At 75.9% G+C, this 2,591-nt stretch carries 1 protein-coding gene and 1 pseudogene; both read right to left on the reverse strand.

Features of this window, described 5'->3' with window-relative positions; genetic code table 11:
- A partial coding sequence (locus HMPREF3086_RS02380; protein WP_070719991.1) for a molybdopterin-dependent oxidoreductase occupies nucleotides 1–2,121 on the reverse strand: 2,121 nt, incomplete at its 3' end.
- Nucleotides 2,115–2,591: pseudogene (locus tag HMPREF3086_RS02385) on the reverse strand (FAD binding domain-containing protein); the annotation flags it as partial. The pseudogene HMPREF3086_RS02385 and the gene HMPREF3086_RS02380, both read right to left, overlap by 7 nt.

A 2,591-nucleotide genomic window follows, 5' to 3' on the forward strand; every position in this document is an offset into this window, starting at 1 on the left:
CAGCTGCTTGGCCACGCGGGTCGCCGCCCGGTGCAGCGCGCGCCCGCCCACCACGGTGCCGGCCGAGCCGAACGCCCCGGTGTCGTGGGTGAGCAGCGCGGTGTCGGCGGCGTGCAGGACCACCTCGTCGGACGGCACGCCCAGCACCTCGGCCACGATCTGCGTGTGCACGGTGGCGGTGCCGTTGCCGAACTCGGCCGTGCCGACGTAGGCGTGGACGGTGCCGTCGGCGTCGATCTCCACGCGCGCAGACCCGTGGTGGCCCCCGGGCGGGTTGGTGGCGATCATGCACAGCGCGACGCCGGTCCCCTCGGCCCAGCCGTCCGGGGCCGCCTCGCCGCGTCCGGAGGCCAGGGCCCCTGAGACCAGGTCGAGGCAGTGGTCGAGGCCGTAGGAGGAGAGATCGAGCTCGTCGTCGTCGCCCCCAGAACTCACCAACGCGTCACCCGGGCGCACCACGTTGCGCCGCCGCAGCTCCACGGGGTCCAGACCCACGGCGTCGGCGAGCTCGTCCAGCGCGCTCTCGAGCGCGAACCCCACCTCCCCCAGCCCGTACCCGCGGAACGCCCCCGACGGCACGGTGGTCGTGTAGACGGCCTCGGCGGTGACCCGCTTGGCCGGGCAGCGGTACAGCTCCACGGACTCGGTGATGGAGTGGAACATCACGCCCGCCGAGTGCCCCCCGTAGGCCCCGGCGTCGGACAGCACGTCCAGGTCGAGGGCGGTGAGCCGCCCGTCGTCGTCGCAGGCGACGGTGACGGTCGTGCGGTACGGGTGCCGCACGGTCGCCGAGGTGAACTGCTCGGCGCGCGAGTACTCCCACACCACGTCACGCCCCGTGCGCAGGGCGGCCAGCACGGCGAGGTCCTCGACGATCATCTCCTGCTTGGCGCCGAACCCCCCGCCCACGCGGGCGGCGTGGACGCGCAGGTCCTCGCGGTCGAGGCCGAAGATCCACGCCAACTCGTCTCGGACGAGGAACGGCACCTGCGTCGACGAGCGCACGTCCAGCGTGCCACCCACCCGCGGCCCGCCGTCGACGTGCCGCACGATCGCCGCGTGCGTCTCCAGGTGCGTGTGCTGGACGCGCGAGGTCCGCCACGTCCCGGACACCACGTGCGCCGCGCGCCGCACCCCGGCGTCCACGTTCCCCACGTGACCGCGCCACCGCGCCACCACGTTGCGGGACGGGTCGGCGATCCGCGCCGCCCGCCCCCGGTCGCCGCGGTCCTTGTCGCCGTGGATGGCCGGAGCGCCGGGAACGCGCGCGGCCTCGGGGTCCAGCACCGACGGCAACACCTCGTACCGCACCTCGAGGAGCTCGCACGCCCGGCGCGCCAGCGCGGCGGTCTCCGCGACGACGGCCGCCACGCGCTGGCCGTGGTAGCGCACGATCCGGTCGAGGACGCGGGTGTCGTCGGGGTCGTCGGTGCGTCGCTGGTGGCGGGCGGTGGAGAACAGGACGCCGGGGTCGTCGCGATGCGTCAGCACCGCCACCACGCCGTCCAGCGCGAGCGCCCGGGAGGCGTCGATCGTCACGATCCGCGCGTGGGCGTGCGGTGACCGCAGCACAGCCAGATGCGCGCACCCGGTGGTGTCGGTGTCCAGCGTGTACGGCTCGGCGCCGCGGACCACGCGCTCGGTGGCCGGCGCCGCGACCGGGCTGCCGATCCGCCCGGCCGCGCACGTGTTGCTCACCCCGTCGAGGGCGTCGGAGATCGCCCGGTAGCCCGTGCAGCGGCACAGGTTGCCCTTCATCGCGGCGGTCCGCTGCGTCGGTCCGCCGTCGCGGGCGCACGGGGCGTGGCCGAGACCGGTGACGGTGGTGACTATCCCGGGCGTGCAGTACCCGCACTGGAACCCGGCCGCGCGCGCGAACGCGGCCGGCACGGCGTCGGGGACCCCGGCCGCGGTGCGGACGTCGGCGTTCTCGGCCCGGTGCGCGGGCAGGACGCAGGAGTGGGTGGGCACGCCGTCGACCAGCACGGTGCACGCGCCGCAGTCGCCGGTGTCGCAGCCCTTCTTCACCGCGTGGACGCCGGACTCGCGCAGCAGCGTGCGCAGGCACTGCCCGGGGCTGGGGTCGGCGTCCAGCGCGCTACCGTCGACGGTGATCAGCATGATGCCTCCAGGTGGGTGGTGTCGGCGGTCGGGTCGGTGGTCAGATCGGCGACGACGGCGAGGGCCGCGATCCCCGCCACGTGTCGCCGCCAGCTCGGATGGCCCTGGGGGTCGTCGTGCCACAGGGGCAGTCCGCGGACGGCGGCCGCGGCCGCGTCGGCCATCGGGGGCCGGTCCCAGGTGAGCACCTGCGGCGCCGGGACGGCGGCGGTCACGACGAGGGTGCAGCGGCCGGCCGGATCCAGTCGCCCGGTGACCACCGAGCCCGAGCGGCCGCTGGGCACCAGCGAGTGTCGGCGCACCGCGTAGCGGGCGCGGGTGGCCGAGGCGGGGATGAGCAGGGCCCGCAGGATCTCGCCCGGCGCGAGGCAGGTCAGGCCCGGCGCCAGCACGAACTGCGCGGCGGGCACGGTGCGGGTGTCGCCGTCGGGGGTCCAGATCTCGGCGGTCGCGCCGAGGGTGCACGCGGC

The organism is Dietzia sp. HMSC21D01, assembly GCF_001815995.1.
Classification (GTDB): domain Bacteria; phylum Actinomycetota; class Actinomycetes; order Mycobacteriales; family Mycobacteriaceae; genus Dietzia; species Dietzia cinnamea.